Annotated in this window: 39 protein-coding genes; all 39 read right to left on the reverse strand. The window is 56.5% G+C overall.

What is annotated here, in order from left to right:
• Window positions 1–4: 4 nt before the first annotated feature.
• On the reverse strand, window positions 5–811 hold the full coding sequence (locus ACR0JE_RS18370; protein WP_480865201.1) for a crotonase/enoyl-CoA hydratase family protein: 807 nt from the start codon (window positions 809–811) through the stop codon (window positions 5–7).
• A gap of 94 nt (window positions 812–905) precedes the next feature.
• Window positions 906–2,219: a replication-associated recombination protein A gene (locus tag ACR0JE_RS18375; protein WP_480865202.1), complete on the reverse strand. Its 1,314-nt coding sequence runs from the start codon at window positions 2,217–2,219 to the stop codon at window positions 906–908.
• A 4-nt stretch (window positions 2,220–2,223) separates the two neighbouring features.
• Window positions 2,224–3,609, reverse strand: a complete 1,386-nt coding sequence (locus ACR0JE_RS18380) for a trypsin-like peptidase domain-containing protein (RefSeq protein ID WP_480865203.1) — start codon at window positions 3,607–3,609, stop codon at window positions 2,224–2,226.
• Window positions 3,610–3,752: 143 nt separating this feature from the next.
• Window positions 3,753–4,172, reverse strand: a complete 420-nt coding sequence (rplQ, locus tag ACR0JE_RS18385; protein WP_170805984.1) for a 50S ribosomal protein L17 — start codon at window positions 4,170–4,172, stop codon at window positions 3,753–3,755.
• A 118-nt stretch (window positions 4,173–4,290) separates the two neighbouring features.
• Entirely contained in the window at window positions 4,291–5,307 is a 1,017-nt protein-coding gene (locus tag ACR0JE_RS18390; protein ID WP_480865204.1) for a DNA-directed RNA polymerase subunit alpha, read from the reverse strand.
• Window positions 5,308–5,421: 114 nt separating this feature from the next.
• Window positions 5,422–5,811 carry a 30S ribosomal protein S11 gene (gene rpsK / locus ACR0JE_RS18395; RefSeq protein WP_008757289.1) on the reverse strand — a complete coding sequence of 130 codons (390 nt, stop codon included), beginning with the start codon at window positions 5,809–5,811 and terminating at the stop codon, window positions 5,422–5,424.
• 15 nt (window positions 5,812–5,826) lie between these two features.
• On the reverse strand, window positions 5,827–6,195 hold the full coding sequence (rpsM, locus tag ACR0JE_RS18400) for a 30S ribosomal protein S13 (RefSeq protein WP_008757392.1): 369 nt from the start codon (window positions 6,193–6,195) through the stop codon (window positions 5,827–5,829).
• A gap of 202 nt (window positions 6,196–6,397) precedes the next feature.
• Entirely contained in the window at window positions 6,398–6,973 is a 576-nt protein-coding gene (locus tag ACR0JE_RS18405) for an adenylate kinase (RefSeq protein WP_480865205.1), read from the reverse strand.
• The gene (gene secY, locus ACR0JE_RS18410) at window positions 6,970–8,334 is read right to left on the reverse strand and encodes a preprotein translocase subunit SecY (protein ID WP_170531614.1); all 1,365 of its coding nucleotides are present in this window, start codon (window positions 8,332–8,334) and stop codon (window positions 6,970–6,972) included. Before secY ends, ACR0JE_RS18405 begins: the two co-directional genes overlap by 4 nt.
• Window positions 8,335–8,443: 109 nt before the next feature.
• The gene (rplO, locus tag ACR0JE_RS18415; RefSeq protein ID WP_480865206.1) at window positions 8,444–8,917 is read right to left on the reverse strand and encodes a 50S ribosomal protein L15; all 474 of its coding nucleotides are present in this window, start codon (window positions 8,915–8,917) and stop codon (window positions 8,444–8,446) included.
• A gap of 202 nt (window positions 8,918–9,119) precedes the next feature.
• Window positions 9,120–9,335 carry a DUF1127 domain-containing protein gene (locus ACR0JE_RS18420; protein ID WP_170531617.1) on the reverse strand — a complete coding sequence of 72 codons (216 nt, stop codon included), beginning with the start codon at window positions 9,333–9,335 and terminating at the stop codon, window positions 9,120–9,122.
• Window positions 9,336–9,579: 244 nt separating this feature from the next.
• Window positions 9,580–10,350, reverse strand: a complete 771-nt coding sequence (locus tag ACR0JE_RS18425; protein ID WP_480865207.1) for a VOC family protein — start codon at window positions 10,348–10,350, stop codon at window positions 9,580–9,582.
• A gap of 180 nt (window positions 10,351–10,530) precedes the next feature.
• Window positions 10,531–10,719 carry a 50S ribosomal protein L30 gene (rpmD, locus tag ACR0JE_RS18430; protein WP_008757946.1) on the reverse strand — a complete coding sequence of 63 codons (189 nt, stop codon included), beginning with the start codon at window positions 10,717–10,719 and terminating at the stop codon, window positions 10,531–10,533.
• A 13-nt stretch (window positions 10,720–10,732) separates the two neighbouring features.
• Window positions 10,733–11,311, reverse strand: a complete 579-nt coding sequence (gene rpsE, locus ACR0JE_RS18435; RefSeq protein ID WP_480545400.1) for a 30S ribosomal protein S5 — start codon at window positions 11,309–11,311, stop codon at window positions 10,733–10,735.
• A gap of 118 nt (window positions 11,312–11,429) precedes the next feature.
• Entirely contained in the window at window positions 11,430–11,789 is a 360-nt protein-coding gene (rplR, locus tag ACR0JE_RS18440) for a 50S ribosomal protein L18 (protein ID WP_039523386.1), read from the reverse strand.
• Window positions 11,790–11,800: 11 nt separating this feature from the next.
• Window positions 11,801–12,334 carry a 50S ribosomal protein L6 gene (gene rplF, locus ACR0JE_RS18445; protein WP_170356679.1) on the reverse strand — a complete coding sequence of 178 codons (534 nt, stop codon included), beginning with the start codon at window positions 12,332–12,334 and terminating at the stop codon, window positions 11,801–11,803.
• Window positions 12,335–12,345: 11 nt separating this feature from the next.
• Window positions 12,346–12,738: a 30S ribosomal protein S8 gene (gene rpsH, locus ACR0JE_RS18450; RefSeq protein ID WP_039523381.1), complete on the reverse strand. Its 393-nt coding sequence runs from the start codon at window positions 12,736–12,738 to the stop codon at window positions 12,346–12,348.
• 13 nt (window positions 12,739–12,751) lie between these two features.
• The gene (rpsN, locus tag ACR0JE_RS18455; RefSeq protein WP_010437098.1) at window positions 12,752–13,057 is read right to left on the reverse strand and encodes a 30S ribosomal protein S14; all 306 of its coding nucleotides are present in this window, start codon (window positions 13,055–13,057) and stop codon (window positions 12,752–12,754) included.
• 19 nt (window positions 13,058–13,076) lie between these two features.
• Window positions 13,077–13,637 (reverse strand): 50S ribosomal protein L5, encoded by a 561-nt coding sequence (gene rplE / locus ACR0JE_RS18460; RefSeq protein WP_480501807.1) that lies wholly within the window; start codon window positions 13,635–13,637, stop codon window positions 13,077–13,079.
• The gene (gene rplX, locus ACR0JE_RS18465) at window positions 13,630–13,941 is read right to left on the reverse strand and encodes a 50S ribosomal protein L24 (protein ID WP_170531626.1); all 312 of its coding nucleotides are present in this window, start codon (window positions 13,939–13,941) and stop codon (window positions 13,630–13,632) included. The genes rplE and rplX overlap by 8 nt, the downstream gene beginning before the upstream one ends.
• A gap of 2 nt (window positions 13,942–13,943) precedes the next feature.
• On the reverse strand, window positions 13,944–14,312 hold the full coding sequence (gene rplN, locus ACR0JE_RS18470; RefSeq protein WP_039523372.1) for a 50S ribosomal protein L14: 369 nt from the start codon (window positions 14,310–14,312) through the stop codon (window positions 13,944–13,946).
• A 75-nt stretch (window positions 14,313–14,387) separates the two neighbouring features.
• Window positions 14,388–14,618, reverse strand: a complete 231-nt coding sequence (gene rpsQ, locus ACR0JE_RS18475; protein ID WP_008757253.1) for a 30S ribosomal protein S17 — start codon at window positions 14,616–14,618, stop codon at window positions 14,388–14,390.
• 4 nt (window positions 14,619–14,622) lie between these two features.
• On the reverse strand, window positions 14,623–14,829 hold the full coding sequence (gene rpmC, locus ACR0JE_RS18480) for a 50S ribosomal protein L29 (RefSeq protein ID WP_037311745.1): 207 nt from the start codon (window positions 14,827–14,829) through the stop codon (window positions 14,623–14,625).
• Window positions 14,830–15,099: 270 nt separating this feature from the next.
• A complete protein-coding gene (locus ACR0JE_RS18485) occupies window positions 15,100–15,882 on the reverse strand; it encodes an SDR family NAD(P)-dependent oxidoreductase (protein ID WP_480865208.1) in 783 nt (260 codons plus the stop codon).
• A gap of 75 nt (window positions 15,883–15,957) precedes the next feature.
• Entirely contained in the window at window positions 15,958–16,578 is a 621-nt protein-coding gene (locus ACR0JE_RS18490; protein WP_480865209.1) for a 2OG-Fe(II) oxygenase family protein, read from the reverse strand.
• A 92-nt stretch (window positions 16,579–16,670) separates the two neighbouring features.
• Complete coding sequence (locus ACR0JE_RS18495) at window positions 16,671–17,006, reverse strand: hypothetical protein (RefSeq protein ID WP_480865210.1); 336 nt, start codon at window positions 17,004–17,006, stop codon at window positions 16,671–16,673.
• A gap of 143 nt (window positions 17,007–17,149) precedes the next feature.
• A complete protein-coding gene (rplP, locus tag ACR0JE_RS18500; RefSeq protein ID WP_010437070.1) occupies window positions 17,150–17,563 on the reverse strand; it encodes a 50S ribosomal protein L16 in 414 nt (137 codons plus the stop codon).
• Window positions 17,564–17,575: 12 nt separating this feature from the next.
• Complete coding sequence (gene rpsC / locus ACR0JE_RS18505) at window positions 17,576–18,286, reverse strand: 30S ribosomal protein S3 (RefSeq protein WP_039523351.1); 711 nt, start codon at window positions 18,284–18,286, stop codon at window positions 17,576–17,578.
• On the reverse strand, window positions 18,286–18,666 hold the full coding sequence (gene rplV / locus ACR0JE_RS18510) for a 50S ribosomal protein L22 (RefSeq protein WP_039538267.1): 381 nt from the start codon (window positions 18,664–18,666) through the stop codon (window positions 18,286–18,288). The genes rpsC and rplV overlap by 1 nt, the downstream gene beginning before the upstream one ends.
• A gap of 3 nt (window positions 18,667–18,669) precedes the next feature.
• Window positions 18,670–18,948: a 30S ribosomal protein S19 gene (gene rpsS / locus ACR0JE_RS18515; RefSeq protein ID WP_005980699.1), complete on the reverse strand. Its 279-nt coding sequence runs from the start codon at window positions 18,946–18,948 to the stop codon at window positions 18,670–18,672.
• 3 nt (window positions 18,949–18,951) lie between these two features.
• On the reverse strand, window positions 18,952–19,794 hold the full coding sequence (rplB, locus tag ACR0JE_RS18520; protein ID WP_120633917.1) for a 50S ribosomal protein L2: 843 nt from the start codon (window positions 19,792–19,794) through the stop codon (window positions 18,952–18,954).
• A gap of 252 nt (window positions 19,795–20,046) precedes the next feature.
• Window positions 20,047–21,111, reverse strand: a complete 1,065-nt coding sequence (locus tag ACR0JE_RS18525) for a hypothetical protein (RefSeq protein ID WP_480865211.1) — start codon at window positions 21,109–21,111, stop codon at window positions 20,047–20,049.
• A gap of 351 nt (window positions 21,112–21,462) precedes the next feature.
• Window positions 21,463–22,095: a hypothetical protein gene (locus tag ACR0JE_RS18530; protein WP_480865212.1), complete on the reverse strand. Its 633-nt coding sequence runs from the start codon at window positions 22,093–22,095 to the stop codon at window positions 21,463–21,465.
• Window positions 22,092–22,388 (reverse strand): 50S ribosomal protein L23, encoded by a 297-nt coding sequence (locus ACR0JE_RS18535; protein WP_010437040.1) that lies wholly within the window; start codon window positions 22,386–22,388, stop codon window positions 22,092–22,094. The genes ACR0JE_RS18530 and ACR0JE_RS18535 overlap by 4 nt, the downstream gene beginning before the upstream one ends.
• Complete coding sequence (rplD, locus tag ACR0JE_RS18540; protein ID WP_008756644.1) at window positions 22,385–23,002, reverse strand: 50S ribosomal protein L4; 618 nt, start codon at window positions 23,000–23,002, stop codon at window positions 22,385–22,387. The genes ACR0JE_RS18535 and rplD overlap by 4 nt, the downstream gene beginning before the upstream one ends.
• Window positions 22,999–23,724: a 50S ribosomal protein L3 gene (gene rplC / locus ACR0JE_RS18545; protein WP_008758167.1), complete on the reverse strand. Its 726-nt coding sequence runs from the start codon at window positions 23,722–23,724 to the stop codon at window positions 22,999–23,001. The genes rplD and rplC overlap by 4 nt, the downstream gene beginning before the upstream one ends.
• 18 nt (window positions 23,725–23,742) lie before the next feature.
• On the reverse strand, window positions 23,743–24,057 hold the full coding sequence (rpsJ, locus tag ACR0JE_RS18550; protein ID WP_008756422.1) for a 30S ribosomal protein S10: 315 nt from the start codon (window positions 24,055–24,057) through the stop codon (window positions 23,743–23,745).
• Between the two features lie 228 nt (window positions 24,058–24,285).
• Complete coding sequence (locus ACR0JE_RS18555) at window positions 24,286–24,975, reverse strand: hypothetical protein (protein WP_480545414.1); 690 nt, start codon at window positions 24,973–24,975, stop codon at window positions 24,286–24,288.
• Window positions 24,976–25,171: 196 nt separating this feature from the next.
• Window positions 25,172–25,389, reverse strand: a 218-nt coding sequence (locus ACR0JE_RS18560; RefSeq protein WP_480865137.1) for an EF-Tu C-terminal domain-related protein, incomplete at its 5' end; no start/stop codon positions are given.

Below are 25,389 nucleotides of genomic sequence, written 5' to 3' on the forward strand. Positions count from 1 at the left end.
CGTTTCAGATGTTCAAGAAATCCCCATGTCGCCCGGCCCCGTCTCGGAACCGCTCTGCGCCTGCGGTACCCTCCCGCCGGATCGCTTCCAGACCGTTGGCCCATTCAACCTTAAGCCCATCACGCACTGACATCCCACGCGTTTCGATGATCGAGCGCCTGTCGGCCCGCACAGCCTCTTGCGGGAAACGGGCGATGTCGCAGGCCATGGCCTCGGCAGCGGCCCGCGCTTCTCCATGCGGCACTACTTTCTCTGCCAACCCGATCCGATAGCACTCCTCAGCCTCAACCTTGCGCCCGGTTAGAGCGATCTCAAGTGCTTTGCCCTGCCCAACCAAGCGCGGCAAGCGAACTGTGCCGCCGTCCATCAGAGTAATTCCCCAACGGCGACAAAAAACCCCAAGGTAGGCCGTCTCAGCCATCACCCGTATGTCGCACCACAAGGCCAACTCCATCCCACCGGCGACGGCTGCACCTTCGATTGCTCCAATGACTGGCTTTGACAATTCCAGTCGAGATGGCCCCATTGGCCCGAGTGTCGAGGTGGCGGATCCAATAGGAAAGCTGTGTTTTTCGTAATAGGCCTCACCCAGTTCCGGGTCTGACAGACTGGCAGCCAGCTTCAGGTCCCACCCGGCACAGAAATTGCCTCCCTTCCCCCAGAAAACAGCAACCTTTGCGGAGCCGTGTTCGAACTCAAGAAACGCATCCACCAGAGCCTTCGCATGATCCGGATCAACAGCGTTCCGCGCCTCGGGCCGGTCATGGATGATGGTCCAAACGTCTTTGGTTTTGTCTATGGAAACGGGCATGACATGTCCTCCCTCATGGTCATTGACCTTAGGAAAACCGGACGCGCGCCTCCTGTCGCCTATAACGCTACAGCAGCGCGAAATTGACCCTGCGTTATCCGCTGTTGCGCTGTTTGCGCAGCTTGGCGAAATAGTCCAACCGCTTCTTCAACTCACGCTCAAACCCGCGTTCAACCGGTTGATAGAGCAGCTCCCGCTCCACGCCGTCGGGAAAGTAGTTCTGGCCAGAAAACCCATCCTCGGCGTCATGATCATAAGCGTAGCCCGCACCGTATCCCTGATCCTTCATCAGCGATGTCGGCGCGTTCAGGATGTGTTTGGGCGGTGGTGTGCTGCCGGTTTTCTTAGCCAACCGCATCGCAGCCTTGTAGCCCACATAGGCCCCGTTAGACTTCGGCGCGAGCGCCAGATAGATCAGTGCCTGTGCCAGGGCCAGTTCCCCTTCGGGTGAACCGAGCCGTTCGTAGGTTTCCCAAGACTGCAGGCAAACGGCCTGCGCCTGTGGATCGGCCAGCCCGATATCTTCGACCGCCATCCGGGTAATACGCCGCGCCAAGAAGCGCGGGTCTTCACCTCCGGCCAACATCCGCGCAAACCAGTATAACGCAGCATCCGGGTCCGAGCCCCGCACGGATTTATGCAACGCCGAAATCAGATTGTAGTGCTCATCACCCGATTTGTCGTATTTCGCGGCCCGGCGCATCAGTCGCGTCGACAATGCATCCGGGTCCAGCGGCGCATCCACCGTCCAGGCCGTCACCTGTTCGATCAGGTTCAGCAGGGCCCGCCCGTCCCCGTCTGCCATTTCCTGCAACGCATCCCGCGCAGCGGGCGTCAAAGGCAGCGCGTTGCCCAGTTCCTTTTCCGCGCGCTGTGTCAACCGCTCCAAATCAGCCAAACCCAGCCGCTCAAGCACCAGCACCTGAGACCGGCTGAGCACAGCGGCATTCAGTTCGAACGAAGGGTTCTCGGTCGTTGCCCCAACCAACAGGATGGTTCCATCCTCCATATGGGGCAGAAACCCGTCCTGTTGGGCTTTGTTGAACCGATGAATCTCATCAACGAACAACAACGTGCCCTGCCCATTCTGACGCCGGATCTTGGCAGCTTCGAACACCTTTTTCAGGTCCGGAACACCGGTGAAAATCGCGCTGATCTGAACAAAGTGCAGGTCAGTTTCCTGCGCCAGCAAGCGGGCAATCGTTGTTTTACCTACGCCCGGCGGCCCCCAGAAGATCAGGCTGGACAGGCTGCCAGAGGCCAGCATCACCCCAAGGGGGGCCTCCGGTCCAAGCACCTGCTCCTGCCCGATGACCTCGGCCAGTGTCTGCGGTCGCAGTCTGTCTGCCAGCGGACGGTGCTTGGCCGACGCGGGGTCTGAACCTGCAGTATCGAACAGATCGCTCATGCCCCTAGAGCCTGAACCGCAATGACAAAGAGCGCCCATCACGCTCTAGCGTCATTTGCACCCGACGCCCGGGATCGGTCAGGGCGCGAACCGCATCGCGCGGGCGCTCAATCCTGTCACCGTTGATTTCCCCCAAGATGTCACCGGCGCGCAGACCAGCACGCGCGCCATACGGGCCGGGGTCAACAACAACGACCCCCGTTTGCGACATGCGCAGGCCCAGATCAGATGCCACCGCTGGATTGACCCGTGCAATCGTCAATTCGGGCAACACAGTAGTATCATTCAAAGTGGTCTCTTCCGCATCCGGTGTTTCGGGCGCCCGAATCAGCGCAACTTCAACCTCGGCACTCTCATCGCCGCGTAGCCGGGTCAGGATCGATGTCCCGCCAACACCCGCAACGGCCATGCGGAACTTCATTTCAGCGGGAGAGTTCACCTCATCCCCGTCCACATGGGTCACGACATCGCCAACCCTCAATCCGGCTTCTGCCAAAGGACTAAGCTCATGCAGGTGTGAGATCACGACACCCAATGGGATGGCTAGACCCAACGACTCGGCGATATCGGCACTCATGTGCTGGCCGGTTATCCCGGCCCAGGGGCTGATGAAACTGTCATTGCCTTCTTGCGCTTGCCGCAGGAATTCAGCCACCAGATTGGCCGGTATCGCAAATCCGATCCCGTTCGAGCCACCCGACCGGGTCAAAATCGAGGTATTGATTCCGATCAGGTCGCCATTCACATCGATCAGCGCGCCGCCCGAGTTGCCCGGATTGATCGCCGCGTCGGTCTGAATGAAATAGCCCCGTGCGTTACCCGTGGCCGTGCCTGTGCGAGCCAACCCTGAGATTATGCCCGATGATACGGTCTGCCCAACCCCGAAAGGGTTACCAATCGCCAACGCCAGTTCACCCACCTCAACCTGATCGGAATCGCGCAAGCTCAGGTGGGGTAAATCGGCAGCTTCTTCAAGACGTAGGATCGCGATGTCGCTTTCCTCATGCCCCAGAACAACGGTTGCTGAAAACTCCCTCCGGTCAGTTGTGACCACTCGGATTTCTGTTGCCGAGCCCACCACATGGAAATTCGACACAACATACCCGTCACCAGACAGGATAACGCCAGAACCCAGAGAGTTCTGCACACGCGGCTGTGGCGCCCCAAATCCACCGCCGAAGAAATCCTGAAAAAACGGATCCGAGAACAAGGAATTGCTGCGCCCCTGCCGAATGATCTTGGCATAGATGTTCACAACCGCCGGGGCCGCTTGTTTGACAACCGGCGCAAAGCCCAAGCTGATTTCAGCCTGAGATTGCGGAACCCGTGTTTCGGCCGTCGCAAGTGACGCCGACAAAATGGAGAAAGCTAATACTGTCGCGCGAAGCATTCCGACCTCAATCTTCAGAGACCCGTAGGATATGCGGCTAGACAGCCGGTATTGCAAGCACGGCACCCGTGGCCGCCTTCAAGAAAAAGAAAAACCCCCACGTCCGTGACGCAGGGGTCTAACAGTCAGATCGTCGGACCGACTTATTCTTCTGCGGCCTCTTCAGCAGCAACGCGGGCCTTGTCAGCCGCGCCTTTGGCGTCGACGTCACGGTCAACGAATTCGATGATCGCCATCGGGGCCATGTCGCCATAGCGGAAGCCAGCTTTCAGGATGCGGACATAACCGCCCTGACGCTCCGCGTAGCGGGGGCCCAGAACTTCGAACAGCTTTGCGACGTCTTTGTCTTCTTTCAGCTGCGATGCTGCCTGACGGCGGGCGTGCAGGTCGCCGCGCTTGCCCAGGGTGACCAGCTTTTCGATGATCGGGCGCAGTTCTTTTGCCTTGGGCAGAGTTGTTTTGATTTGCTCATGCTCGATGAGCGAGCCAGCCATGTTCGCAAACAGCGCCTTGCGGTGCTCATGAGTACGGTTCAGGCGGCGGTAACCACGTGCGTGACGCATTTTCTAGTTCCTTCTTTCGCGTTTTGCTTTGTCTGGCCCCCGATGCGTGTCAGGGGCTCTCCTTGGGGCATGATTGCCCTTATATTCCCCGGCAGCCCGGGCATAGCGGAAGACGCGCTTAGAACGCGTCTTCGAATTTCTTCGCCAGATCTTCGATGTTATCGGGCGGCCAATCCTCGACATCCATGCCGAGGTGCAGACCCATACCGGACAGCACTTCTTTGATCTCGTTCAGCGACTTGCGGCCGAAGTTTGGGGTGCGCAGCATCTCGGCTTCAGTTTTCTGGATCAGATCGCCGATGTAAACGATGTTGTCGTTCTTCAGGCAGTTTGCCGAACGGACCGACAGTTCCAGCTCGTCCACTTTCTTCAGCAGCAGCGGGTTGAACTCCAGACCATCGTCTTCGTCCTGGCGACCAGCCGATTCCGGCTCGTCGAAGTTGACGAAGATCGACAGCTGGTCCTGCAGAATACGAGCGGCAAAGGCCAGCGCATCCTCGGGTGTAATCGAACCGTCGGTGTCGATCTTCAGGGTCAGCTTGTCATAGTCCAGAACCTGACCTTCGCGGGTCGGCTGAACGTCATAGGCAACCTTTTTGACCGGCGAATAGATCGCGTCGATCGGGATCAGGCCGATGGGTGCGTCTTCGGGCTTGTTCTTCTCAGCCGAGACATAGCCTTTGCCGGTGTTGACGGTCAGTTCCATGAACAGATCGGCGCCATCGTCCAGGTGGCAGATGACGTGATCGCGGTTCAGAACCTCGATACCGGCGCTTTCGCTGATGTCGCCAGCGGTGACAACTGCGGGGCCTTTGGCATTGATCGACAGGCGTTTGGGGCCTTCGACTTCCATGCGCAGCGACACGCCTTTGAGGTTCAGGATGATGTCGGTGACATCTTCACGCACGCCCGCCACGCTCGAGAACTCGTGCAGGACGTTGTCGATTTGAACGCTGGTGACGGCCGCACCTTGCAGGCTGCTCATCAGAACGCGGCGCAGCGCGTTGCCCAGGGTCAGACCAAAGCCACGCTCCAGCGGTTCAGCAACCAAGGTTGCCTGACGTGCGGGATCATTGCCCGGCTTGCCGTCAAGCTGGGTCGGCTTGATCAATTCTGCCCAATTCTTATGGATCATGTAATCCCTCCATTCCTGTCCGCGCCCCATGACCAACAAGGTGCAGACGCCCGAGGTTCAAAATGACACGCTGGGGCCGCGCAAAAACGCAGCCCCAGCTGAATTCAAAATCGCTTAGACGCGGCGGCGCTTCGGCGGGCGGCAGCCGTTGTGAGCGATCGGGGTCACGTCGCGGATCGACGTGATGTTGAAGCCCACGGCAGCCAGCGCACGCAGAGCCGATTCACGACCCGAACCGGGGCCCTGAACTTCGACTTCCAGCGTCTTTACGCCATGTTCCTGCGCCTTCTTGCCTGCGTCTTCTGCAGCCATCTGAGCGGCGTAGGGTGTCGATTTCCGCGATCCTTTGAAGCCCATAGTACCGGCAGACGACCACGAAATGGCGTTGCCCTGTACGTCAGAGATCAGGATCTTGGTGTTGTTGAAGGTCGAGTTCACATGGGCGACGCCCGATGCGATGTTCTTACGCTCTTTGCGCTTAACGCGAGTCTTGTCACGTGCCATCGGTCAGACCCTCCCTTATTTCTTCTTACCAGCAATGGCCTTTGCGGGGCCTTTGCGGGTACGAGCATTGGTGTGGGTACGCTGACCGCGAACCGGCAGGTTGCGGCGGTGACGCAGACCGCGATAGCAGCCCAGGTCCATCAGGCGCTTGACGTTCATCTGAACTTCACGACGCAGGTCACCTTCGACGGTGAAGTTTGCATCGATGTGCTCGCGGATGGCCAGAACTTCGGCGTCGGACAGTTCGTTGACGCGACGATGCGCTTCAATGCCTACGGCTTCGCAGATCGCTTTGGCCGAAGTGTTTCCGATACCGGTGATATATGTGAGGGCGATTGGTACCCGCTTTGCAGTCGGGATGTTTACGCCGGCAATACGTGCCACGTTTCACTTTCCTTTTTTGTTGCGGTTCCGTAGCTCCAGAACCTTTTTTCACAACACTTGACCGTGGCAGTGAGGCCAGAGGGTCCAGCATTTGTACGAGGTATTAGATGCGACAGGGACGAATCCCGCACGCGATTGTGATTCCCATAGGGATGTGGGTCGATATGGGGTTTTGAAGGGGCCGTCAAGCCCCTTGATTCAATCAACCCAGCACGGCCTCGATTGAGGCTGTGACATCGCCGATATCCGCGAGACCATCCACCGGGCGCAAATCGCCCTTGGCGTGATAGTAGCCAATCAACGGAGCGGTCTTTTTGTAGTATTCCATCAGGCGTATGCGTACGCTGTCTTCGTTGTCATCTGCGCGTACAGGCTGACCAGCGGCGCGGGCTTCTTCGGCGCGGTTGACGATGCGCTGCACCAGCGTTTCGTCATCTACTTGAAGCTCGATCACGAAATCCAGTGTCTCACCCTTCTCGGCCAGCAATGCACCCAGTGCATCTGCTTGCGCCAGGGTCCGGGGAAAGCCGTCGAAGATAAAACCACCATCGGCACCCTGCTCCAGCTTTTCGCGGATCAGGCCGATCACGATCTCATCGGTGACCAGTTCACCCTTGTCCATCACTTCGGCGACGCGCTTGCCCATTTCGGTACCGCTGCTTTTGGCTTCGCGCAGCATATCACCGGTGCTCAGCTGAACCATGCCGCGTGTATTGACCAGATGGGAGGCTTGCGTCCCTTTACCCGCCCCCGGGGGGCCAAGAAGAATAATGTTCATCGACGAGAGGGTCCCTTCCTACCGCGTTTCTTGCTTTTACCGCGCAATTGGGACTTTTCGATAAGACCTTCGTATTGGTGCGCGAGAAGATGGCTCTGTACCTGTTGGATAGTATCCATGGTCACAGAGACGATAATCAGAACCGAGGTGCCGCCAAAATAGAACGGAATGGCAAACTGGTTCCGCAGAATCTCCGGCAGCAGACAGACCGCTGCCAGATAGGCCGAGCCCAGAACCAGCACGCGATTGACCACGTATTCCAGATACTCGGCGGTCTTTTTGCCCGGGCGTATACCCGGCACAAATCCGTTTTGCTTCTTCAGGTTGTCCGCCACATCATCCGGTTTGAACGACACATTGAACGTGTAGAAATAGGCGAAGAAAACGATCATCGCAGCAAAGAACAGCAGATAGAGCGGCTGACCCGGGCCGAAATTGGCCAGCAGCCACGACATGATCGGGCCGTTGGTGGCCCCCGCCGAGAAGGTCGATATGGTGACCGGCAGCAACAGCAGCGAGCTTGCGAAGATGGCCGGGATCACACCCGCTGGGTTAACCTTGACAGGAAGGTGGCTGGAGCCGCCCTCATACACTTTCATACCGGCCTGACGGCGCGGGTACTGAATGTGGATCTTGCGCAAGGCGCGTTCCATGAACACGACAAAGGTGATCACGGCGATCACCATGACAATCACGCCAACGATAACAGCAGGGCTGATTGCGCCCGAACGGCCAGAGGCAAAGAACTGAGCCAGGGCAGCCGGAACCTCGGCGATGATGCCGACGAAGATGATCAGAGAGATACCGTTACCGATGCCACGTGCGGTGATCTGTTCGCCCAGCCACATCAGGAACATGGTGCCCCCAACCAGCGTGATCATGGTGGACATGCGGAAGAACAGGCCCGGATCGGTCGCCAGATCGCCCGATTCCAGCGAAACGGCCAGACCATAGGCCTGAACGGTGGCCAGTGCCACGGTACCAAAACGGGTGTATTGGTTGATCTTTTTGCGCCCCTGCTCACCCTCTTTCTTGAGTTGTTCGAGCGCGGGAACCATCGATGTCAGCAGCTGCACGATGATCGAGGCCGAGATGTAAGGCATGATGCCGAGGGCAAAGATACCCATCCGCCCCAGCGCCCCGCCGGTGAACATCGAAACCATGCCGCCGATGCCCTGCCCCGCCTGTTCCATGAACTCGCGCAGCGCTTGCCCGTCAATCCCCGGCACCGGAATGAAAGTGCCCAGGCGATAGACGATCAACAAACCCAGCGTGAACAGGATGCGGTTGCGCAGATCGGTGGCTTTGCCCAAAGCAGCCCAGCTTGTGTTGGCTGCCATTTGTTCTGCTGCTGATACCATAAATCGGTCTCTCTTATGCAAACGCCGCCCTGAACCGTTTTCCGGCTCGGACGGCGTCTTGGAAAACTCTGACGTCTATGTAAGCGGGTCTTGGCCCGCTCACAAGCGCTTACTCTGCCGCAGCAGCTTTTGTGACTTTCAGTGAACCGCCCGCTTTTTCGACTGCCTCGATGGCAGTTTTCGAAGCACCGGTCACTTCCAGGTTCACCTTGGCGCTGATTTCACCTTTGGCCAGAACGCGCACGCCATCCAACTTGCGGCGAACCAGACCGGATGCAACAAGCACGTCTTCGGTGATCGCGGCTTTGGCGTCCAGCTTCTTGGCGTCGATGAACTTCTGGATCAGACCCAGGTTGATAACAGCAAATGCCTTGCGGTTCGGCTTGTTAAAGCCGCGCTTGGGCAGACGCTGGTACAGAGGCATCTGGCCGCCTTCGTAGCCATTGATGGCCACACCCGAACGGGATTTCTGGCCTTTGATACCACGGCCACCCATTTTACCTTTGCCGGAACCCGGACCACGGCCAACACGAGTGCGTTTCGGGCTTGCGCCGGGGTTGTCGCGCAATTCATTCAGTTTCATTTCGCTTCTCCTTAGCCGGATGTGACCCCCGAAGCGTGATGGGCCAACCACGGCATTTCTTGGTTTTGATTCTCGTGGACGGAAATCCACCGGAGCGCTCTACAGCGTTGCGGCCTTTGATGCAAGGTTTGTTGTTAATTGGAGCGCGATGAAAAAGAGGCGCCCGAATGGCGCCTCTTTCTTTGTGAGTGGTGGGGTATTGTTAGGAGCAGTACGCATGCTCACGCGCGATATCTGCGATGTCGCAACGGCGGACGCCAATATCGTCCAGTTCACGGTTGGTGAGACGCTGCAGTTCAGTGTAAGTGCGCTGATATTCTGCCGCGCGTGCGCGGGCTGCTTTAACGCGCTCAACCAGGTTCGCGAAACGGGCGCTCAGGTTGAAGCCGCCATGTGTCAGTGTAGCTGTATGTGCCATATCTTTATTCCTTTCTATGCCGAGGCGTATTCCCCGGTTGTTTCCATTTGTTCCTTTGTGGACAAAGCTCAGATAGGCATAGTCGATACCGCTAACAACGCGCGTTTTGGTCTAGCCGCTATGCGTGTTGCGAATAACTTTCGCCGGTTGGCTTGTTCTTAGCCTGGTTGATATTCGTATTGGCACATAACTTGCAGCTGACCTGCTGATCAGCTCGATGGCCATCTGCGTTTTTTGAAGACCGCTAGCCTGTTGCTAGAATTGGGCCCACCTGCTGAAGTGCAAAGTAAAGTCCCGTCGGGTCATGAAACACACGCGGCACCTGCTGAGCACTTTGCCGTGATCGAACACGCGTTTCAGACGCTCCAAGCGTCAAAGCATCACGAACCGCCTTCTCGATTGCGACCACTTTGATCACAGGCAGCCAGGCGCATCTTTCGCGCATCTCAATATCTGGCAAAGTAACCACAAGAAATTGCGAAAGCCACCGGCTTGGCGCGGCCCTCTCACTGCCATCCGTATTCGAATATGTGCTATTAAAAAGCGCCTGGTAGAATTCAACTGGAAACTCTGAGCCTCCGCCTGAATAAACCTCTGCTGCAAACTGCTGCGTAGGTATTGGGTATTCGTGTTGTGAAACGGAGATGCCAAATCTGGCGCCCCTGGGGTCCGCCAATAGGCAGTTTCGCCCAACCCCAGGCACATCAAAGGGTCGCCGAATAATACGTGCGCCCAGCTTCTCAGCACGCCCTGAATACTCATCAACATCTGGGACTTCGAAATAAGGAAGCCATCCGGCATCAAAGCCCGTTGGAGTTTCGGTCAATCCGCTTCCGGCTTCCCCGTTTAGAAGAGCAAGAGTGAATTCCCCTTTTCCTTGGCCCCAGACGTATTCATCTGTGCTTTCCTTGATGAAATCCCACGACGCTACACTGCCATAGAAAGCCTCAGAAGCGTCCAGATCAGGTGTAAAAAGGTCGTGCCAAACAATCCGCCCTGTCTTATCCGCGTTCATGCTCAGGACCTCCTGCAACCCAATTGATCGGTAGAGCATCGACATCCCAGCGGTCGTTGATGCAAATCAATCAGGATATGGATGTCCGGATTATCAGAAGGGCTGTTTAAAAGGTACAGAACAACAAAAAACGCCCCCGAAAATATCGAGGGCGTTTCAAATTCTTCAATGAGCTCGCGCTTAGCCGCGCTCTTCGATGATCTCAACCAGATGCGGGATCTTGTTGACCATGCCACGGACCGAAGGGGTATCCTCCAGCTCACGGGTTTTGTGCATTTTGTTCAGGCCCAGACCGATCAGGGTTGCGCGCTGTTCGGCGGGGCGGCGGATCGGGGAACCGATCTGCTTGACGACGATGGTTTTTGCCATTGCTCGCTACTCCTTACGCTTCGGCTTCAGCAGGCGCTTCGGCCGCAGGGGCTTCGTCCCGCTTGGGCAGGATGTCGGCAACTTTCTTACCACGACGCTGTGCAACCGAACGCGGGCTCTGCTCTTTCTGCAGGCCGTTGATGGTGGCGCGGATCATGTTGTACGGGTTCTGCGAGCCGATCGACTTGGACACAACGTCCTTTACGCCCAGCATTTCGAACACGGCACGCATCGGACCACCGGCGATGATACCAGTACCTTCAGGTGCGGTGCGCATAACCACTTTACCAGCGCCGTGACGGCCCTCGATGTCGTGGTGCAGAGTACGACCTTCGCGCAGTTGCACGCGGATCATCTGACGCTTGGCTTGCTCAGTCGCCTTACGGATGGCTTCAGGTACTTCTTTCGCTTTACCTTTGCCAAAGCCGACGCGGCCTTTCTGATCGCCGACAACCACCAGAGCGGCGAAGCCAAAGCGCTTACCACCTTTTACGGTTTTCGACACGCGGTTGATTGCGACCAGACGATCAGCAAATTCCGGTGCTTCTTCACGGTCGCGGCCACGGCCCCGACGGTTTTCACGTTCTGCCATTTGGCATCCCTTTTCTCAATGTGGCGCTTGCGACGCCGTTTTATTCAATCCAAGTGAGCCCCGACTGCTGCCGAGGCCCCCGGATCATCGGGGGGGCCGTGAAGCCACCCGCAAGGTCTTAGATCTTCAGACCACCTTCACGCGCGGCGTCGGCAACTGCCTTCACCTTGCCGTGGAACAGGAAGCCACCACGATCGAAATAGGCCTCTTCGACGCCTGCCTTCTTGGCACGCTCGGCGATGGCCGCGCCCACTTTGGTGGCCGCTTCGACGTTGTTCTTGCCAACAACACCCAGATCTTTTTCCAGGGTCGAGGCCGATGCCAGGGTCACGCCACGAACGTCGTCGATCAGCTGAACGCTGATGTTCTTGTTCGAACGGTGAACCGACAGGCGTACACGGCCGGCGTTGACTTTGCGAAGTTTGTTCCGAACGCGCAGGCGGCGCTTCAGAAACAGGGTTCTTTTGCTGTTTGCCATTGTTTGCGTCCTTACTTCTTCTTGCCTTCTTTGCGGAAGATGAACTCGCCCTTGTAGCGGATGCCCTTGCCTTTATACGGCTCAGGACGGCGCCATTCGCGGATTTTCGCCGCGACTTCGCCCACCTGCTGCTGGTCGATACCTTCCACAACGATCTCGGTCTGCTTCGGTGCGGTGATGGTGACACCTTCCGGAGCAGTGAAATCAACATCGTGGCTGTAACCCAGGTTCAGCTTCAGGGTGTTGCCCTGCATCTGAGCCCGATAACCAACACCCTGGATCTCCAGCTCTTTTTTGAAGCCTTGGGTCACACCGGTTACCAGGTTGGCAACCATAGTGCGGCTCATGCCCCACTGCTGGCGGGCACGCTTGGACATGCCACGGGGGTTGATTTGCACGACGTTGTCTTCGACCGACAGCGTTACGTCATCGGTTGCGGTGAAGCTGCGGGTGCCTTTCGGACCTTTGACTTCGATGGTCTGACCCGACACAGAGGCGGAAACGCCGCTGGGCAGCTCGACCGGTTTTTTACCAATACGAGACATTGCAGACCTCCTTAGAAGACGGTGCAGAGCACTTCGCCGCCAACATTGTTGGAGCGAGCGTTCTGGTCCGACATCACACCTTTCGGAGTGCTGACAATCGACACGCCCAGACCCTGACGGACCTGCGGGATGTCATTGACGCCCATGTATACGCGACGACCGGGCTTCGAGACCCGCTTCAGTTCGCGAATAACAGGGGTGCCTTCGTAGTATTTCAGGCTGATTTCGATGGCCGGATGACCGTTTTCACCGGTCGTCTTTTCATAGCCACGGATGTAGCCTTCGTCCGCCAGCACGTCCAGAACCCAACCGCGCAGCTTGGACGCCGGGGTGGAAACGGTGGACTTGCCGCGCATTTGCGCGTTGCGGATACGGGTGAGCATATCGCCGATAGGATCATTCATATCTATGTCTCCCTTACCAGCTCGATTTCACCATGCCGGGGATCTGACCAGCAGAACCCAGCTCGCGCAGCGCGATACGGCTGACCTTCAGCTTACGGTAGTAAGCGTGGGGACGACCGGTCAGCTGACAACGGTTGTGAAGACGGGTAGCCGAGCTGTTGCGCGGCAGTTTCGCCAGTTTCAGACGCGCTTTGAAACGCTCTTCCATCGGCTTGCTCTCGTCATTCGCGATTTCTTTCAGCTCGGCACGCTTTGCGGCATATTTGGCCACCAGGCGTTCGCGCTTCTTCTCGCGTTCGATCATTGCTTTTTTAGCCATGTCTCAATCCTCCCGGCGCTTATGCGTTGAACGGCATGTTGAACGCTTTCAACAATGCCTTAGCTTCAGCGTCGGTTTTCGCTGTGGTGGCAATTACGATATCCAGGCCCCAGACCTCGTCGACCTTGTCGAAGTCGATTTCCGGGAACACGATGTGCTCTTTCATGCCCATGGCAAAGTTGCCCTGACCATCAAAAGACGGTTTCACACCGCGGAAGTCACGAATACGCGGCATCGCGATCGTGATCAGACGATCCAGGAATTCGTACATCCGGTCACCGCGCAGGGTTACTTTCGCACCCAACGGCATGTCCTCACGAACACGGAAACCCGCGATCGACTTCTTCGCCTTGGTTGCAACGGCCTGCTGGCCAGCAATCGCAGTCAGATCCTCGACAGCAGCTTTCGCTTTCTTCGAGTCTTTGACCGCCTCAGCACCACATCCGATGTTCAGAACGATTTTTTCCAGCTTGGGCAGCTGCATATCGTTCTTGTAGCCGAACTCTTCTTTCAGAGCGGCACGGATGGTTTCAGCGTACTGAGCCTTCAGACGCGGGGTGTAGGTTGCGTTATCAAGCATCGATCACGTCCCCTGTGGTCTTGGCGAAGCGCACCTTCTTGTCGCCTTCCATGCGGAAGCCAACGCGGGTTGCTTTGCCGTTTTTGTCCAGCAGTGCCAGGTTCGACAGCTGGATCGGGTTTGCCTGAGGCAGACGACCACCTTGCGAAGCTTGCGACTGACGGGTGTGACGGATGGCAATGTTGATGCCTTCGACAACAGCTTTACCGGCCTTCGGGTCAACCGAGGAGATGGTTCCCTCTTTGCCCTTGTCTTTACCGGCCAGCACGACGACCTTGTCGCCTTTGCGGAGTTTAGCAGCCATGATTAAAGCACCTCCGGAGCCAGCGAGATGATTTTCATGAAGTTCTTGCCGCGCAGTTCGCGAACAACGGGGCCAAAGATACGGGTACCGATCGGCTCGTTGTTGTTGTTCAGGATGACGGCGGCGTTCCGATCAAAACGGATCGCGGTGCCGTCTTCGCGACGGACTTCCTTGGCGGTGCGTACGACGACGGCCTTACGGACGTCACCTTTCTTCACGCGGCCGCGCGGGATGGCTTCCTTCACCGAGACGACAATGATGTCGCCGACGGAGGCGTATTTACGCTTGGAACCACCCAGGACCTTGATGCACTGAACTCGGCGTGCGCCGGAGTTGTCAGCGACATCCAGATTGGTCTGCATCTGGATCATGTGGTTTCTCCCGACCTGTGGGGGCTGGTCTAGTTAAATCCCCCAGGGTTTCGACAAATGGAAAATCCTGGGGGCTTACGCCTCCAGAACCTCCCAACGTTTCGTCTTCGATTTCGGCGCGCATTCGATGATGCGGACTGTGTCGCCGACCTTGAAGGCGTTCTTTTCATCGTGAGCCCGGTATTTCTTGGACTTACGGATGGTTTTCTTCAGAACCGGATGCGTAAAGCGGCGCTCGACGGATACGGTTACGGTCTGTTCGTTGGCGTCGCTGGTTACGGTGCCGGACAGGATACGCTTGGGCATCTGATTACTCCTCGGATGCCGCAGCAGCGGCCTTTTCGTTCAGAATGGTTTTGACACGGGCAGCGTTGCGGCGGGCCGCTTTGATGCCGGCTGTGCTTTCCAGCTGACCGGTGGCCTGTTGAAAGCGCAGGTTAAAGCTTTCTTTCTTCAGGTTGGCCAGTTCCTCGCGGAGCTGGTCCGGGGTCTTGTCACGCAGTTCTTGGGCGTTCATCGCCTTTTTCCTTTGCTCAAAACACCAGAAGGCCCCGTACACGGGTCACCTTTGACCTGGTGGATGATTGGTAGACATACGAATCGCCCGACAACGCCGGGAGATCGCAAGATGCCGCCGTATAAGGGTTTAGGGGGTGGGTGGCAAGGGAAAGTTTGGCACTGTCTTTGCAAGCGGCTTCCGACAAATTTTGGCGATAGCCGAAAGCAGCACTGCGAATTAGCTATGCTCGGTCAATCCAGTTTGATGCAAACCAGAACGACCTTCTGTTCAGGTCCCTTTCTCCTGCATCTTCCGAACCATCTTCAGACGAGTCCTGCGTGGCAGGAATGGAATGATCCAGCCCGTCATAAATGCGAGAGTCCTGTCATTTATCACGGCCAGCTTTCCATCAATCATGGCGTCATAGCCAAATTTGGCGACAGCTTCAGCAGTTGCCCCTTTCTGGGATACGAGTTTAGTACCCTCAAGATCAGCTGAAGCGGCGAACTCAGTCGCCACATAGCCGGGTTCCAGGGCTGTAACGGAGACACCTTTGTCTTTCAGTTCTTCGGCCAAAGCCTGACTGAAACTAGAAACATAGGCCTTCGTGGCAAAATAAGTGGCTTGCAGCGGACCCGGCACATACGCCGCGGTCGAACTGACATTTAGTATCTTGCCACCGCCACTGCTAACCATATCCCTGCCAAACATGTGACACAAAGAGACAAGCGCTTCAACGTTCAGGCGGATCATGCTCAAGTCCTCTGAAAGATCACGATCAAGAAAGGCACCGTGCCCGCCAAACCCGGCATTGTTGATAAGATAATCAACCTTCAGGCCCTCAGCGTTGACGGCCTGATATAGTTTTTCTGCCCCACTTTGTGCGCCCAGATCGAGCGCAATTGCAGTGACAGTAATACTGTAGGCAGCTTCAAGCTCTACCTTCAAAGCGTCTAACACGTCGGCACGCCGCGCAGTGATAATGACATTTCCGCCTTGCGACGCGTGATATCGGGCTATTTCACGACCAATTCCCGAAGATGCGCCGGTGACGAGTGCGGTTTTCGGCATGGTGTTCTCCGATCAATTCAGATTGAGATGATAATACTCCAGAACAGCGCGGTTTTCTTCAGGAGATTTAAAAGCTCACTCCCACTTGTAGTTAAAACTCACCGAAATACGCTCTTCTTCCGCCATATTCATCGGAACCTCGTGACGCAGCCAGCTTTCCCACAGCAGGACATCGCCCACCTGCGGCTTCATATAAATGAACGGCTGCAAATCTCGCCGTCCGCCCTTCAGACGCGTTGGTGCAGCCATCATGCGGCCTGAGCGTGGGTCTTCCAGTTTCAATGCACTCGCGCCTTCGGGCATGGCCACATAGGTCGTGCCCGAGATCACGCTGTGCGGGTGTAGGTGGCTGGAATGCATGCCGCCCTCGGGCAGGATGTTGATCCAGAGGTCCTCAAGCTTCAACTGCCCCTCGCCCAGATCGAACTCCAGATCCTTTGCAAAGGTGGCCACGTGCTGATCCAGCGCTTTGACCAGATCGGTGAAGATCGGGAACCGCCAGGGCAGATCGGTCAGCGAGGCATAGCTGGTATAACCGGGATAGCCGTTCTCCTCACACCATTCCTGCCCGGCCTCATCATCCTCGGCGATGACAAGACAAGAACTTTCCAACTCACCCGCGTCGATCTTGGGGTCGAATTCGGACAAAGAGGCACGATACAGGCGGGTGACGAAGAGTGATTCAATCTGTGGCATGAGCGCGTTCTTATCCAAATCGATCACTAACTGCGAGAGACAAAATCCAGACGTTTCTTTGGCTGCGAGACCCCATCGCCACCCATATTCAGTCACTTGGTCAATCTGACCTTTAGCTCCCACAGGAGGAGCAGAACAAGGATGGGCGGCGCCCAGAAAAGATAAGCCACCATGTTAATAACGTTCATGTGGCTGAATATCTCTGCAATGGTTTGCGGAAGAACACTACAACGGTAGTATAGAAACTTGTCTGTTTTACAGTCGGCCGCAAACAGCCAGCTCAGGTTCAACGCTAAGCCAAAATAGATACCGCCATAGCGCAAAAACAGTTTCACGACTTTGCTATGAACAAAGAAGCTCAAGGCGATTGAAGCTAGGGGTACCACGCCCAAAATTACCGTTTCCGCCAGAACTGTGCCTAGTGACATATGCTGTTAAGCCTCAGCCGAGAAACTATTTTTTGACTATGTCTTAGGTAGTTATCAACTGATTGGTCTTCAAACGGAAAACCCCCGCCGGTTTCCCGACGGGGGTCAATTTCTTTAGCGAATGGGGACGAACCCCTAGTCGCTTACCAGTCTTCGCGGATCACGACGCGAGTCTTGATCGGCAGCTTCATCGCGGCCAGGCGCAGGGCCTCGCGGGCGATGTCGTCATTGACGCCGTCGATCTCGAACATCACGCGGCCAGGCTTGACTTTGCATGCCCAGCGGTCGACCGAACCTTTACCTTTACCCATACGAACTTCGATCGGCTTTGCCGTGACCGGAGTGTCGGGGAAGATGCGGATCCAGACACGACCCTGACGTTTCATGTGACGCGTCATGGCACGACGTGCAGCTTCGATCTGGCGTGCAGTTACACGCTCAGGCTCGAGAGCTTTGAGGCCGTAGGTGCCGAAGTTCAGATCAGAGCCGCCTTTGGCGAGACCCTTGATCCGGCCTTTGTGCATCTTGCGGAATTTTGTACGCTTTGGTTGAAGCATATCTTTCCCTCCTTAGCGACGACCGCCACCAGCACCACGAGGTGCAGGGCCGTCCTGGAGTTCCTGTGCTTTACGGTCACGTGCCTGCGGATCGTGCTCCATGATCTCACCTTTGAAGATCCAGACCTTGATCCCGATGATCCCGTAGGGAGTCATCGCTTCGGCATGTGCGTAATCGATGTCGGCACGCAGGGTGTGCAGAGGCACGCGGCCTTCGCGGTACCATTCGGTCCGTGCGATTTCGGCGCCGCCCAGACGACCAGCGACGTTCACCCGGATACCCAGGGCGCCCATGCGCATGGCGTTCTGAACCGACCGCTTCATCGCGCGGCGGAACGAGACACGGCGCTCCAGCTGCTGAGCGATGGACTCGGCAACCAGCTGCGCGTCAAGCTCGGGCTTGCGCACTTCGACGATGTTTAGGTGCAGTTCGCTGTCGGTCATACGAGCAAGCTTTTTGCGCAGAACTTCGATGTCTGCACCTTTCTTGCCGATGATGACACCGGGACGAGCTGTGTGGATCGTAACGCGGCACTTCTTGTGCGGACGTTCGATGATCACACGGGCAACACCGGCCTGCTTGCACTCTTTCTGGATGAACTCACGGATCTTGAGGTCTTCCAGCAGAAGATCGCCATAGTCTTTGGTATCTGCGTACCAGCGGCTGTCCCAGGTGCGGTTGACCTGAAGGCGCATGCCGATCGGATTTACTTTATGACCCATTAGGCTTGCTCCTCAACTTGACGCACCTTGATGGTGATCTCCGAGAACGGCTTCATGATCTTGCCGAAACGGCCACGGGCCCGCGGGCGACCGCGCTTCATGACCAGGTTCTTGCCAACCCAGGCTTCGGCGACGATCAGTTCGTCAACGTCCAGGTTGTGGTTGTTTTCGGCATTCGCGATTGCGGATTGCAGGCACTTTTTCACGTCCTGCGCGACACGCTTGTTGCTGAAAGTCAGGTCGGTCAGAGCCTTCTCAACTTTCTTGCCGCGGATCATTTGCGCAACCAGGTTCAGTTTCTGCGGGCTGGTGCGAAGCATGCGGGTTTTCGCCATTGCTTCGTTTTCAGCCACGCGGCGGGGGTTCTTTTCCTTGCCCATGACTTACTTCCGCTTCGCTTTTTTGTCTGCGGCGTGGCCATAATAGGTGCGGGTCGGCGAGTATTCACCGAACTTCTGACCGATCATGTCTTCCGAGACGTTGACGGGGATATGCTTCTGGCCGTTGTACACACCAAAGGTCAGACCCACGAACTGGGGCAGAATGGTGGAACGACGCGACCAGATTTTGATGACTTCGTTGCGGCCCGACTCGCGCGCTGCTTCGGCTTTTTTCAGCACGTAAGCATCGACGAAAGGACCCTTCCAAACAGAGCGAGACATGGATTAACGTCCCTTCTTCTTGGCGTGCCGCGAGCGGATGATCAGCTTCTGGGACGCTTTGTTCTTGTTGCGGGTACGCTTACCCTTGGTGTCCTTACCCCACGGTGTAACCGGTGTACGGCCACCCGAGGTACGACCTTCACCACCACCGTGCGGGTGATCGATCGGGTTCATTGCAACACCACGAACCGACGGACGAACGCCTTTGTGGCGCATACGACCGGCTTTACCGAGGTTTTGGTTCGAGTTGTCGGGGTTGGACACGGCACCAATGGTGGCCATGCATTCCTGACGGACCATGCGCAGCTCGCCCGAGCTCAGACGGATCTGAGCGTAGCCGCCATCGCGGCCAACGAACTGAGCGTAAGTACCGGCCGCACGTGCGATCTGACCGCCTTTGCCAGGCTTCATCTCGATGTTGTGGACGATGGTACCAATGGGCATGCCCGAGAACGGCATTGCGTTGCCCGGCTTGATGTCGGCCTTGGCGGATGCCACGACTTTGTCACCAACAGCCAGACGCTGCGGAGCCAGGATATACGCCTGCTCGCCGTCTTCGTATTTTACCAGTGCGATGAATGCGGTCCGGTTCGGGTCATATTCGATCCGCTCGACGGTTGCCGCGACATCAAATTTGTTCCGTTTGAAGTCAACGATCCGGTAGAGACGCTTTGCGCCACCGCCGCGGCGGCGTGAAGTGATCCGTCCGGTGTTGTTCCGGCCGCCCGATTTGGTCAAACCCTCAGTGAGAGACTTGACCGGACGTCCTTTCCAAAGCTCCGAACGGTCGATCAGCACCAGCCCGCGCTGGCCCGGCGTCGTCGGCTTGTACGACTTGAGTGCCATGCTTTCTGTCTTCCGTTTAGCAAGTGCAGGGGGTTTCCCCGCTATGTGATAGGCCCCCGTAGGTGCCAAGGGTATAGGGCCCCGAAGGTCCCCGGTTACAAATATCAGAGGCCCCGGAACGAATCCGAGGCCGCAAGATTGGGAGCGTTTAACAGGGTTGGGGGTGGGTGTCTATAGGAGCAGAGAATTTTCCTAGGTTCCCATCCGCTATTGATTTTCCGACCTTGCGCTTGGAACAGACTCAACGGAAATTCATAGCCTCGGAACAATTTCTGCATAGTCCTGCATAGATCCAATTTGCAAGAAGATAGGCTCAGCGTCGAATGTGTTGCCGATAGGTCTAGCAGCTATTCGATACTCTTTCTGATATGAAAAGGCAAAATGCTTCATCATCTCTGGAAGGATTTTCCCATTGGGACGCCATCTGAAGGGATCAAAATATGTTACTGGCCCACAGTAAACATCGGATTGACCGTACTCTTTCTTAAATGCCTTCTTTAGCTGACGCGAGAAGCTATGTGCATCACGAATGATGAGTGCTGCATTGGCCTCGAAATCAGTGGGCATCCGACGATCCAGATTGAGGCAAGTTGAGAAAAGAAAATAGTCTGGAACCACTATGGGCATGGTAATGGCGCCGCCTTCGATAGGAAGGTTCGCTCCTTGGTAGTTTATATGTGTCTTTCCAGCGAGAGCTTCATCGATCGCCGGAATCCTTAACGTCTTCTGTGTTTCGAGGTCTCGTATGGATTTTAGATGCCCACCACGCGCGTAGTAGCTAGCCGGGGCAAGTCTCACCCGACCCTCTCGGAGCATTGGCTCCAAAAACTCGCGGCGTGAAAATTTGACGATACAGTTTTTTAGCCGCATTGGCATGCCTTTGAACAAGGAAACGCCAGGCGGTTCGCCGTGCTCAAAGTACTTCTGTATCTCAGCATTTCCCATAGCGATAAAGTCGCCTTCAGCGCCGCCACGCGCATTGCATGCTTCCAACATATGCGTAAATGCCTCTGTCATGGACCCAGGTTTCTTAATCTCATCGGGGTCCATTCCAATCATACCATCTTCGGTTAGAATTGTTGTGTTCGCAAATACATCAATCCAGCGTTCTCGAAGCTCCTCATCCGAGCACAAAAGAAGATAAGGGTTCTGGAGATACTGTGCACGCCAGACCTCGTGGCGCGGCAGCCCTCCGTTCTCGCGTCGAGCCTGATCATATTCTTTCAACCTTCGGTGATACCAATCAACCACGTCCGCCGGGTCTGGACCATTAGGATTTGAAGAGAACAAAGCCTGTCCAAGAGGAACACGTACCATACCAACCTCCGTCGCTGTTCAACTAGCAGTAGAAGAGGACTTTGACTTCAACAAGCCCACAAACAAAATGACAGTACCGAACGAAAGGGCCTTTTCGATTTGCTCACGCGCTTAGGGTTTCAAATCTGTGTTCAAGTCGATGAAACTCCTTACGGGGTATCATGTAATTTGCACACCAAAGCGCGGGACAAGGCCGAAGGCCGCCGCGCCAGCGACTGCCCGTCCCGGCGGGCTGGCGCTTTGGGGAGGTTTGCGCCTCGCGATGAATTCGGATGTATCTGGCACCATAAAGCACGCTGTTCAGCCGTTACAGCGCCATCCCACGGGCAGTCTCTGGCGCGGCTTGTGCTCTTATCCAAGGGATCGCCTGCGGCACAGCGGCTCGGACTCCACCGCAATCCGCTGCTTGAGCTTGATATGGCCCAGTACCTCGCGAAAGGCGCGGTGTTTGGGTTTGCCTTCCAGATAGTCCGCCAGTTTGAGCAGGTTGATCGGGTGTTTCCCAATCAACGCCTCAATCCGCTGCACCGCGTCGTCCAACTCATAGTGATCCACGTACTGGCAGGCCACCTGCGTGGGCGTCAGCAGGCAGTAGTCCTGCGGGCGTTTCTCGGTGTAGCGCGCGATGTCGAAAGGCGACGCGCCGAGGGCGTGGAACTTGGGGATGTGCACGCGCATATCGGCCTCGGCCTGCTCCAGCACCGTGCCCGATGTCTGGCGAAATCCCAGCGGGCCAAGCTTGCCGACCACATGGCGACGCATCGCCGGAGAGATCATGTCCACATCCGCCCGGTCGTATTTCAGATCATCAAAAACCGACAGCAGCCCCAGCTTTTCATCGACGATCTGAAAGTAGGGCTCGACGCTGAACGCCCGCATCTTCTCCAGTACCTGCGCACGCACAGTTTCAGGGTCCGAAACGAAATCGGCCCCGGCGGGTTGATCCGCCGGGGCCGTGAATAGTCGCAGTAAGCGTCGGATCAAAGACCGGTGCTCACGTCGATTGTGTTGCCCTCTTCCAGGGTCACATATGCTTTTTTGACGTCTTTCCGACGACCCAGCTGGCCGCGGAACCGCTTGACCTTGCCTTTGGTCACGGTGGTGTTCACCGCTTTGACCTTCACACCAAACAGCGCCTCAACGGCCTCTTTGATCTGCGGCTTGTTGCTGTCGATCGCCACTTCAAAGACAACCGCGCCGTTTTCGGACGCCATCGTCGACTTTTCGGTGATGACCGGCTTGCGGATCACGTCGTAGTGTTCTGCCTTCGCGCTCATTTCAGACGAGCCTCCAGTGCTTCGACAGCCGCTTTGGTGAGCACCAGGGTGTCACGCTTGAGGATGTCATAGACGTTTGCGCCCATCGACGGCAGGATATCCAGACCTTCGATATTCTTGGACGCTTTCAGGAACCCTTCGTTCACGGTCGCGCCGTCGATGACCAGAGCACGTTTCCAACCCAGGTTTGCAACCTGTTTGGCCAGAGCGGCAGTCTTGCCTTCGGCTTCGGCGTTCTCGATCACAACCAGTTCACCAGCCTTGGCTTTGGCCGACAAAGCGTGGCGCAGGCCAAGCTTGCGGAACTTCTTGGGCAGATCGTGGCCGTGCGAGCGCACGACGGGGCCTTTGTAGATACCACCACCACGGAAGATCGGCGCGTTACGGTCACCATGGCGTGCGCCGCCGGTGCCCTTCTGGCGATAGATCTTCTTGGTCGAGTAGCTGGTTTCCGAGCGGGTCTTGACCTTGTGGGTGCCGGCCTGCGCGTTGTTGCGCTGCCAACGGACCACACGGTGCAGGATGTCCGCGCGCGGCTCGAGGCCGAACAGATCGGCGTTCAGCTCGATGTCGCCGGCTTTGCCGCCGTCCAGTTTGATTACATCAAGTTTCATGCTTCACCACCTTCCGCGGGAGCTTCTTCCGCAGGTGCTTCGGTTGCAGCCGATTTCACAGCAGCCGGGAAAGGCAGGCCTTCCGGTGCTTTCTTCTTCACGGCGTCCTTGACGGTGACCCAGCCCGATTTCGGTCCAGGAACGGCGCCTTTGATGAAGACCAGGTTCCGGTCGGCGTCGGTTTTGACGACTTCCAGGTTCTGGGTGGTAACACGGGCAGCACCCATGTGACCGGCCATCTTCTTGCCTTTGAAAACCTTGCCCGGGTCCTGACACTGACCCGTTGAGCCGTGCGAACGGTGGCTGATCGACACACCGTGCGAGGCGCGCAGACCACCAAAGTTCCAGCGCTTCATCGCACCGGCAAAGCCTTTACCGATCGAGGTACCAGAAACGTCAACCTTCTGACCTTCCAGGAAGTGTTCTGCCGAAATCTCGGCGCCCACATCGATCAGGCCATCTTCCGACACGCGGAACTCGGCCAGCTTACGCTTGGGCTCAACCTTGGCAGCGGCATAGTGACCGCGCATGGCTTTCGAGGTGCGTTTTGCCTTGGCAGCACCGGCGCCCAGCTGAACGGCTGTGTAGCCGTCTTTGTCAGCGGTGCGCTGTGCAACAACCTGCAGGTTGTCCAGGTGGAGAACGGTCACAGGGATCTGCTTGCCGTCTTCCATGAACAGGCGGGTCATGCCAACTTTTTTTGCGATAATACCAGAGCGCATAATCTATACCCTCCGATCTTATGACTGCAGCTTGATCTCGACGTCCACGCCAGCAGCGAGGTCGAGCTTCATCAGCGCGTCAACGGTCTGGGGGGTCGGATCAACGATGTCGAGCAGACGCTTGTGCGTGCGGATCTCGAACTGGTCGCGGGATTTCTTATCAACGTGAGGGCCACGGAGAACCGTGAACTTCTCGATCTTGTTCGGCAGCGGGATCGGGCCGCGCACGTTCGCGCCGGTCCGCTTGGCAGTGTTGACGATCTCTTGTGTGCTGGCATCCAGAACGCGATAGTCAAATGCCTTCAGCCGAATACGGATATTTTGGCTTTGCATATTAACAGCCTTTTATCAGGCGTTGAGGTTGAGAGGAGGACAGACGCGCATCGCCAACCCTCTTCGAACCCAAAAGGCGGGAATCACCCCGCCTTGACGTTCTTATCGAGAACTCGCGCGTATTAGTGGGGTTAGTGGGGTTTGGCAAGGGGGAAATGGAGTGCCGCGCCAGAGTGATCGCTTTTCCGATGCTAGCAAACTACATCAGAGTCCCCATACGGCATCGCGTTAAGAGGATAACCCTTCAACGCATTGAGTTGTGCGACCTTCCGTCAGGTATCCACGCACTGACTGTTTTGCGTCTTTTTCAATCTGTTCCGTCACATCCAAGCACAAGGCTATACCGACAGTTATTTCTGCAATTTCGTTGAAATATGCGTCCAATTGATCCATCGGCGGGGGTTCATAGATGCGAGTCAGAACTACAATACGAGGATCAAGCGGGTAGCGCGCAGTGAGACCGCAATACTCATAGGTCGTCGAGTCTTGGTTGGAACCACAACTCACTGCAAACTGTTTTTCGGCAGAGTTCGGGGTGAGATACAACAGCAGGAAACTGTCTTGGCGAGTTGAATTCACGGTGTAACCGGGCAGTCGCAGGTGTTCAGGCACAGGATCAGGGTATTTGTAAAACTTGCCCGGACCTAGGGGTGACCAAAGAAAATCTGAGTCCCGATTGAGCCGCTTAATATGGATCACTGTGTAATCCAAAATTGGTATTTCCGTCAGTATTTCATTCAACCAATCAAGCCTGTTGATCGGAAGAAAATTTGTGTCGATTTCCCACCCCCAATAATCTTGACCAGCGTAGAATGTGCGTGTGTTCAACTGCACCAGAATATCTTCTTCTGCATGCAACGCAGAGGCACGTGGTAGCACCAAGCTGAGGGCAAAGAGAATTCTCAAAAACACAAACAACACTCTTCTTCAAATTGTTTCAAACTATAACTATCAATCTAAAGCCGAAGCGCAAGCACGATTACAGCGCATGTAACATATAAAAAGGCCGCCCCCGATGTGGGACGGCCTTCTTTAGTTCGATGGTGTGGGCTCTCATTGCTCTTTCAGAGCAACTGCCGCCCACCGGCCAGAGTTTTCTGACGAAAACTCGACCTTACTCAGTAATCTTCGACACGACGCCGGCGCCGACGGTGCGGCCGCCTTCGCGGATGGCGAAGCGCAGGCCCTGCTCCATCGCGATCGGTGCGATCAGCTCAACGCCGAACGACACGTTGTCGCCGGGCATGACCATCTCGGTGCCTTCCGCCAGGGTCACGGTGCCGGTCACGTCAGTTGTACGGAAGTAGAACTGCGGACGGTAGTTCGCGAAGA

The organism is Ruegeria sp. H3 (assembly GCF_056533095.1).